Here is an 8,270-nt window from a genome sequence, read left to right on the forward strand (position 1 = left end):
CTATCATCGCCGGATTATCCATGATCTGACAGCCGTCCCTTATAGGATGCGGGTTCACTAGGCATCGTAGTGGAACATATTCTTACCGGGCCATACAACAAACCCACCAATAATTCAAGACGTCCTCCACGGGGTGCTTACGTATAGATAGGGCAATCGTAGCCGGCCAACTGCCAGTTACCGGGGACCTTGATGACGCAGGCGTCGGCGTCATCCTGCCTCAACCAGCTTTCCGGCACCGCTTCCGGGCGCGGGAAATAGCTGAATTGCCATTCGCCGTCCAACGACAGGTGGCTGGGCGAATCATCGCCGACGCGCGCGGCGTCCTTATCCCGGTAACTCATGAATGGCGCATGTGACGGCAGTTTGCCGTAATGGGTGACCGCCGGGTTTTCCCAGTCCCGCCGCGCCAGGATGTCTAACAGGGCGGCAGGGGCCGCCGGTCGCGGTTGATGAACAGCGTGGGTCATAATTCGCCTTACTCTAGACAAAGAGGACGTAGTACCGCAAAATGAATGATGTTATGCGCTAACATATTGTAAGCAGTTAACGGCTTTTACGTAGCGGTTCGCAAGCCTGTGTCGAAGTAAAGGTGATAATTTTCAAAGTAAAAACGATATTTTTGGCTTAATTAGCGACATTAATCACAAAATTGATTTATGTAAGCGCATGACTTTTTTCTGGCGCTTAGCGTTCTTCGCGCTTTGATTTATGATGTTAGGAAAATAATGATCAGCCCTGCGTTGGTCAGCGACAGGAACAATAACGTGAAGCATAAGAATCCCACCCTTGACGATGTCGCCCGCCAGGCCGGCGTTTCGTATCAAACGGTTTCCCGGGTGTTGAATGGATCGGCGCACGTGGCTGAAGCGACGCGCGCACGGGTGGAAAAGGCCATTAGCACGTTAAACTATGTGCCTAACCGGATGGCCCAGCAGTTGGCCGGCAAGCGGGGCTGCACCCTTGGACTCGTCACCGCATCGCTCGGTTTCCATGCGCCATCGCAAATTGCTTCCGCGATAAAGGGGGTCGCCGGCCAGTGCGGATTCAATGTCCTTATCGCCATGACCGACCAGCAGCACGAAACCGGGCTACAGGACGCTCTCAATGAGTTGAAGGCGCAGCGGGTGGAGGGTGTCATTATCAATTTACCGCTGGAAGCGGAGTGCGCTGCGCAGATCGTCGCCGCTAATCCCGAGCTCCTGTGCCTGTTCCTGGATGTCCCGCCGGATGCCGGCGTATTCCACGTGATGTTTAATCCCGGCGACGGTACGCGCGCAAGCGTCGACCATCTTTATCGGCTGGGTCACCGGCATTTCGCGCTGCTGGCCGGACCGCAAGAATCGGTTTCCGCGCGCCAACGGCTGGTCAGCTGGCAGCGGGCGCTGGAGGATTACGGTCTGCAACCGGTTGCAACAGCGCAAGGAGACTGGAGCGCCGCGAGCGGCTACCGTTGTATGGTGACGATGCGCCAGGCGCAGGTGGCGTTTAGCGCCGTACTGGTCGCCAACGATCAGATGGCCCTCGGCGCGGTTAGCGCACTGCAACAGCAACAGCTGGCGGTGCCGGAACACGTCTCGGTGATAGGGTATGACGATACGGAAGACAGCGCCTATTTCCTGCCGGCGTTGACCACCGTTTCACAGGATTTCAACCGGCTAGGGCAGGAGGCGGTGAACCGGCTGCTGGCGCGTTTGGGGCAGAGCGGCGCCGCGCGCGGGCAATCGATTATGCTACCCACGCATCTGGTGGTCCGCCATTCCACCGCCGCACCGCCGGACGGTAAGCCGAGTCTGGGCCTGTTGGCCGACGAGTTGCAGCGGATAGCGGCATTGTTGAGGCGCTGAGGCGGATACCGTCACCCCGTGCGCCGGCCGAAATTACGCCAGACACAGTAGGGGCTTGACGGCGCGGCCGGACCGGTAGAACAGCGACAGCGCCTCGCGCCAGCGGCTAAGCGGAAAGGGCGCTAGCGGCGATAATTGCGCGCGACGCAGTAAAGGCTAAAGCGCCGTGAAGGTATTTTACCAATCGGTAGCGGACATCCCGGCCAGGGCGTCGCGCAAATGGAACCGTTGCGGCACGGCGCCGCCGGGCGTTAGGGGGACAGGTTGCCCCGAGAGCAGACCGTAGCTTACCAATGTCGCGGCAGGGGGGAGGCCCGCCAGCAATGCGCTGCCCAGCCGTCCCCCCACGGCGTCGAAAACCAGGCTGCTTTGCGCCGCCAGCCGGAGGATTTCGTCCTGGCGGTCCATCGTCAGCGGCTGTAAGCCGAGCCGGCGCAAACGCGGCGCGTGTTCTGGCGCGCGGTGTATGCCTATGACCCGCCGCGCCCCGCCCGCCGGCGCCCATTGCCCCAGCAGACGTGCGCAGTCCGATCCTGCCGCGGTCAATATTATCTGCCGATCCCGCACCGGCCAGCGCCGCAGCATCAGCTGCGCCGCCAGCGGATTGATATAGCCAACGCAGCGCGATATCGTCCGCGATATCCGCCGGCACCAGCCATTGTCCGCTGCAGTTCAGCCGCTGTTGCCAGGTGCCGTCACCCCGTAGCGGCAGTACCCGTTGGCCAAGGCGAAAGGGCAAGGTGCTTGATGTAGCGACCACCTGGCCGAGTCCCTCGTAGCCCGCGACCCGCGGCGGCTGGACCCGGTGCGCATAGGCGCCGGTAATGGGGATCACATCGGAGGGGTTGATGGGCGCGGCAATCATCATGACCTGCACCTGGTTGGCGGCGGGCGTTGAGAGCGGGGCGGCCTCGAGTGACAAGACCGCTTCGGGGTGGCCGAAGCGGCGATACCACAGCGCACGATTCATCGGCTTAAATCGCTTTCTGCAGTCCTTCCCATTTACCGTCCGCCGGCTCGCCGGGCAGCGGCTTGGCTTCAATGAAGGTCAGTCCCAATACCTCGGAGGTATAGCGGCGGATCTCGTTGGTCAGCGCGAGGTTACCGTTGATTGTCTGGCCGTAGGAGGGCACCATCTCTTTGAGTTTACGCTGCCAGGCGTCGCTGGCTACCTGTTCTTTGAACATGGACGCCAGCAGCTCCAGCATGATGGGCGAGGCGGTGGAAGCGCCGGGCGAGGCGCCAAGCAACGCCGCCAGCGAGCCGTCGGCCGAGCTGACCACTTCGGTGCCGAACTGCAAAATACCGCCTTTGCCGGCGTCTTTTTTAATGACCTGCACCCGCTGGCCGGCCTCAATCAGCGACCAATCCGCCATATTGGCCTGCGGATAATATTCGCGCAGGGTGTTTAGGCGATCTTTATCCGACATCAACAGCTGGCTGATGAGATATCTCATCAGCGCGAAGTTATCCAGCCCGACGCGCAGCATGGGCAACAGATTTTGTCGCGTAAGCGAATGAAACAGATCCAACCAGGAGCCCCGCTTGAGGAATTTGCTGCTAAAAGTGGCAAAGGGGCCGAACAGCAGGGCTTGCTTGCCGTCCAGAATACGGGTATCGATATGCGGCACCGACATCGGCGGCGCGCCGACCGACGCTTTACCGTACACTTTGGCGTGATGGTTGCCGACCACCGCGGGGTTGGTCGCCACCAGAAATTGCCCGCCCACCGGGAAGCCGGCATAGCCGTTCACCTCGGGAATGCCGGATTTTTGCAACAGCGTCAACGAGGCGCCGCCGCCGCCGATAAAAACATGGCGCGCGCGCACCGTGGACTGCCGACCGCCGTTGCCGCCGTCGGCGACGCGCACGTTCCAGGTATGATCGGCGTTGGGCTTGATATCCACCACGTCATGCTGCAAATGCAAATGCAAATGGAACTGGGGATGAAGCTGCAGCGCCGCGAGCAGTTGCTGAGTCATTTCACCGAAGTTCACGTCGGTGCCCGTGTCCATGCGGGTGGCGGCTACTTTTTGGAAGGTGTCGCGCCCGTCCATGACCAGCGGCGCCCATTCGCGGATCTGCTGGGGATCTTCGGAGTAAGCCATGCCGCGAAACAGCGTACTGGTTTGCAGCGCATCGAAGCGCTGGCGCAAAAAGCGAATATTGTCCTCGCCCCAGACGAAGCTCATGTGCGGCACATCGTTGATAAAGGTATGTGGATTGGTGAGGATCCGTTGTTTGACCAGATAGGCCCAGAACTGGCGCGAGATTTCAAAGGATTCGTTTACCGCGACCGCTTTAGCGATATCCACCGTTCCCGTTGGGGTGAGGGTGGTATAGTTAAGCTCGCAAAAAGCGGCATGGCCAGTGCCGGCATTGTTCCAACCGTTGGAGCTTTCCTCCGCTGTTTTTTCCAGGCGTTCATACATATGAATAGTCCAGCCCGGCTCAAGCGCTTTCAGATAAGTTCCCAGCGTGGCGCTCATGACTCCGCCGCCAATCAGTACGATGTCCACCGGGGGTTTATCCGCAACCTGATGCTGTTTGGCTGACGCAGAGAGAGTCATACCAAGGGCTGCGATAAAATGCTCTTTCATGCGCAGTATCTCTTTTAAAAAAAATGAAGCCGACGCCCGGGCCATTTTCGTTCGGGTTGGCGCCCAAGGGAGTCTGCTAATACTCTTCGATTCTATTAGTCACTACCGGTTAAGTAAACTACAAAATTATTGCAACTGAGGCTAACAATAACGAATGCTAATTATTTATAATATATTGAAATTAATTATATAATAAATTGATGATTAACATATGATTAACCAAAATTTACCATCTTTATTTTAAAGCTATAACAAGGATTTTAAGTGTGATCCACTGCATAAAAATAAAGTAACGGTTTTAAATACTATAAGAATAAATTTTTCAGCATCTCATAATGTTAGGTCTGGGCGGACCGCCCGCGATAAAGTTGTTTTCATTGCCCGGCCGCTGATATGATTTTTATTACTACAGGGGTAATCAGGTTGCCCCGTCGCGCTTTCGCCCTGTGGCGCCGCTGTCGATGGGGACGGGCAACGTCGATTGACGGGCCTCGGGATGCCAGGGGATGACAGATGATTGAAATCAGATCGTATCGGGAGCGGGACAGGCAGGCGGTGACGGCCATCATTCTGCCGATCCAGCAACAAGAATTCGGCATCGCTATCAATGCCGCCGACCAACCCGATCTGCAGGACATCCGGGGTTTTTACCAATCCGGCAACGGCGGGTTTTGGGTGGCCTGCAACCAGGGAGAGGTGGTGGGAACCGTGGGTCTGAAAGATATCGGCGGCGGCCAGGCCGCGCTGCGTAAAATGTTCGTTAAATTCGGCTACCGCGGCGCGCCTTTGTTGGTGGCTGCAGGGCTGCTGGACCATGCGCGCGCCCATGCCCGCACGCACCGCATCAGCGATATTTATCTTGGTACCACCAACCAGTTTATCTCGTAAGCGTACGCCCAGCGCCGTCTGTTAATTCCCCATCAAGTTATTGAAGATGATGTCCATTATTTTTTTAATGGGCGCAATTCATGAAACAAACCCCACCAAAACCCTCAAGACGTCGTCCAAATTTCCCGCAGGACTTTAAAATTAAGCTGGTTGAGAGCAGGTGCTCCAGCCCGGCGTATCCATTGCCAAGCTGGCRCSRGWTRAMSRKMAAATTGTCATTGATACCGTTATCCCGTGCCAGCTTGGCAATGGATACGCCGGGCTGGAGCGCCTGCTCAACCAGCTTAATTTTAAAGTCCAGCGGGAAATTGGGACGACGTCTTGAGGGTTTTGGTGGGGGTTTGTTTCATGAATTGCGCCCATTAAAAAAATAATGGACATCATCTTCAATAACTTGATGGGGAATTAACAGACGGCGCTGGGCGTACGCTTACGTCCGGCGAGAGCGCCAAAGGGAAATACCCGCTGGAAGCCGTTACCATTATGGCCACCATTTGCCAGCGCCCCGATCGTATGCTGCCGAGCCGTATCGACGGCCAGCACGACAACCGTAAGTTACGCATTACCGAAGCCGTTTGCCGCGGTGCGGTCGAAACCGCAGAAAAACTGGAATCGCCTTTGATCGTGGTCGCCACAGAAGGCGGGAAATCCGCCAAGTCGGTACGCAAATATTTCCCGAAAGCGGAAATCCTGGCGTTGACCACCAATCCGCTGGCCGCCCGCCAGTTGCTGCTGAGCAAAGGGGTTGCCTGCCAGTTGGTGGAAGAGATCGCCTCGACCGATGATTTTTACCGCATCGGTAAAGCCATGGCGTTAGAAACCGGCTTGGCGGCCAAAGGCGATATTATCGTCATGGTCTCCGGCGCGCTGGTTCCGAGCGGCACCACCAACACCACCTCGGTGCATATGCTGTAAGCATCGGCAGCGGGCGCGTCCGTGCTCCCACTGATACCTTCGGGGCGGTCGCGGCGGCGCGATGGCCTCTGGCGTTGATGCGCGGCGTTCTCGGCGGGCGTTCGACAGAGATCCCAGGCTCCTGTTCAGGTGCCTTTTTTGTTGTCCGTCGCCGGTATTATTTAAAAAGTGTAATACTTATTAATTAGCGGGCATCTGCACAATACCTCATTTGGTACCAGAATGGTATAAAGAAACTTTATCTCTGGCCCTATTTCACGTCCACTACCCCGTCGTCGTTACCGGTAATTGGCCGAGTGGACAAAAGAATCACGCCAAAGAAATAAAATATGTAGCGCGGCCAATTTCGATAGCACGTTTTGCCGCCGGCTTAATCGGAGAAATCTTATGGCCGCAAGGCTTCTAGCCCGTTTTTTTTAACCACTCTGTAAAATAAGATGTTTCTTTGAGCGGTCGATCGAATTTAATCGTTTTATTCGCAAAATTTATTCTCATTCGAAAATAGTTTGTGTAATACTTGTAATGCTACATGGAGATTAACTCAATCTAGAGGGTATTAATAATGAATCGTACTAAACTGGTACTGGGCGCGGTAATTCTGGGTTCCACTCTGCTGGCTGGCTGCTCTAGCAACGCTAAAATCGATCAGCTGTCCTCCGACGTTCAGACTCTGAACGCCAAAGTTGACCAGATCAGCAACGACGTGAACGCACTGCGCTCCGACATACAGGCTGCTAAAGACGACGCTGCCCGTGCTAACCAACGTCTGGACAACCAAGCCACCTCTTACCGTAAGTAAGAGTTCCTGTCTTGATTGGGAATGGCGCACGTTGTGCGCCATTTTTTTTGCCTGACGGGCAGGCCCGAGGGCCTACGCCTTTCCCCAGGCGCTCGATGCGCTATCTCCCCTCTCCTTACACCACTGGCGCTGTATCCCTTACGGATTACATGCCCGCAGACGTCCCAGGCGGCGCGCTATGGCCTTTGATAGCCCTAAGTATGAGAACACCTCGTCGTCGATAGCGGTACGCCGGCAGATAGGCTGACGGTGCGCGCCAGCATGGGCTAATGGCCCGCCTGGCGGTGCGCTTAGCTTCGATAGCGGCTTACCCGCCGGTTTGCCCAACGCTCGGCATGCCCCTTTACTTCTTTGCGTTACCAAAAACAACAACGGACGCGACGCCGGCTACGCCGGTGCGTCCGTCTTTACGGATAGTGATACACTCAGCTCGGCCCGATGGGCCAGCCGTTCGCCACGCGGCGGGTCATACTCCCGGGGCTGCGTCGGGGGCAGTGCCTTGCGCCGCTTGCTCCACGGCTGCGGGAGACGTAGGCGTGACCAGTTCACCGTTATTGATCAATACCGGCATCCCAGAGCGGCGCGCCACCGCCTGTTTCACCATGGCGCGATCCGTTGCGGGCTGCGCGACAAATTTTGCCGTCCGGGCATTCAAGCGAATCGGTGATGTCTGCGGATCGTCCTTCTCCGAACGGGAAAGCGGCTGATGGACTTCCACATAACGCTTGCCGTCAGGCTCCACCGCCACTTTCACCGGTTCATTAATCACCTGTACGCTATTGAACAACGCTTCAATATCGTCGGGTCGTAAGCGGATACAGCCGGAGCTGACCCGCATACCGATGCCGAAATTGGCGTTAGTGCCGTGGATAAGATAGGTGCCGGTACCGGCCGCCAGCCGCAGCGCATACAACCCCATCGGGTTTTTCGGCCCCGCCGGCACCACCGCGGGCAGCGTGATGCCCTGTTCTTTGAGATAAATTTTACGGATGTTGGCGGTTGGCGTCCAGGTCGGGTTGGGGATTTTTTGACTGATTGAGGTCACCATAACCGGCGTGTTGCGCCCCATGCAGATTCCGACGTATCCGATCATCTGTTCCGGCGACATCCGATCAGTTATTCCGATATTTTCCGATCACCCACTCCAGTGATATTCGATCACGTGTTCGCTCATCTTCTGACTCGGTTTTAGTCTATTTTTCCTGTGCTGGCTACTCCTTG

The 8,270-nt window shown here is 56.6% G+C and carries 5 protein-coding genes and 5 pseudogenes; 4 read left to right on the top strand and 6 right to left on the bottom strand.

Annotated features, from left to right (window positions below; genetic code table 11):
• Positions 1 to 140: 140 nt before the first annotated feature.
• Positions 141 to 470: pseudogene (locus tag ACMX3H_RS04470) on the bottom strand (sugar-binding domain-containing protein); the annotation flags it as partial.
• A 297-nt stretch (positions 471 to 767) separates the two neighbouring features.
• Here ACMX3H_RS04470 and ACMX3H_RS04475 point away from each other — a divergent pair.
• A complete protein-coding gene (locus ACMX3H_RS04475; RefSeq protein WP_415209953.1) occupies positions 768 to 1,847 on the top strand; it encodes a LacI family DNA-binding transcriptional regulator in 1,080 nt (359 codons plus the stop codon).
• Positions 1,848 to 2,024: 177 nt separating this feature from the next.
• On the opposite strand, the gene ACMX3H_RS04480 is transcribed toward ACMX3H_RS04475, so the two are convergent.
• From ACMX3H_RS04480 to mqo, 3 genes and pseudogenes are all read right to left on the bottom strand, one after another.
• Complete coding sequence (locus tag ACMX3H_RS04480) at positions 2,025 to 2,432, bottom strand: hypothetical protein (RefSeq protein ID WP_415209957.1); 408 nt, start codon at positions 2,430 to 2,432, stop codon at positions 2,025 to 2,027.
• Between the two features lie 178 nt (positions 2,433 to 2,610).
• Positions 2,611 to 2,817: pseudogene (locus ACMX3H_RS04485) on the bottom strand (alcohol dehydrogenase); the annotation flags it as partial.
• Between the two features lie 4 nt (positions 2,818 to 2,821).
• Positions 2,822 to 4,447, bottom strand: coding sequence for a malate dehydrogenase (quinone) (mqo, locus tag ACMX3H_RS04490; RefSeq protein ID WP_415209954.1), 1,626 nt, complete (start codon positions 4,445 to 4,447; stop codon positions 2,822 to 2,824).
• 513 nt (positions 4,448 to 4,960) lie between these two features.
• Here mqo and ACMX3H_RS04495 point away from each other — a divergent pair.
• Positions 4,961 to 5,335 (top strand): GNAT family N-acetyltransferase, encoded by a 375-nt coding sequence (locus ACMX3H_RS04495; protein WP_415209955.1) that lies wholly within the window; start codon positions 4,961 to 4,963, stop codon positions 5,333 to 5,335.
• A 64-nt stretch (positions 5,336 to 5,399) separates the two neighbouring features.
• On the opposite strand, the pseudogene ACMX3H_RS04500 reads toward ACMX3H_RS04495, so the two are convergent.
• Positions 5,400 to 5,645, bottom strand: a pseudogene (locus ACMX3H_RS04500) (transposase); the annotation flags it as partial.
• Between the two features lie 122 nt (positions 5,646 to 5,767).
• On the opposite strand from ACMX3H_RS04500, the pseudogene ACMX3H_RS04505 reads away from it, so the two are divergent.
• Positions 5,768 to 6,250, top strand: a pseudogene (locus ACMX3H_RS04505) (pyruvate kinase alpha/beta domain-containing protein); the annotation flags it as partial.
• Positions 6,251 to 6,812: 562 nt separating this feature from the next.
• A complete protein-coding gene (locus tag ACMX3H_RS04510; RefSeq protein WP_415209956.1) occupies positions 6,813 to 7,049 on the top strand; it encodes a major outer membrane lipoprotein in 237 nt (78 codons plus the stop codon).
• 466 nt (positions 7,050 to 7,515) lie between these two features.
• On the opposite strand, the pseudogene ACMX3H_RS04515 reads toward ACMX3H_RS04510, so the two are convergent.
• A pseudogene (locus tag ACMX3H_RS04515) lies at positions 7,516 to 8,118 on the bottom strand (L,D-transpeptidase family protein); the annotation flags it as partial.
• Positions 8,119 to 8,270: the final 152 nt, after the last annotated feature.

The sequence above is a fragment of the Sodalis sp. (in: enterobacteria) genome (assembly GCF_047607725.1).
Taxonomy (GTDB): domain Bacteria; phylum Pseudomonadota; class Gammaproteobacteria; order Enterobacterales; family Enterobacteriaceae; genus JBLKSS01.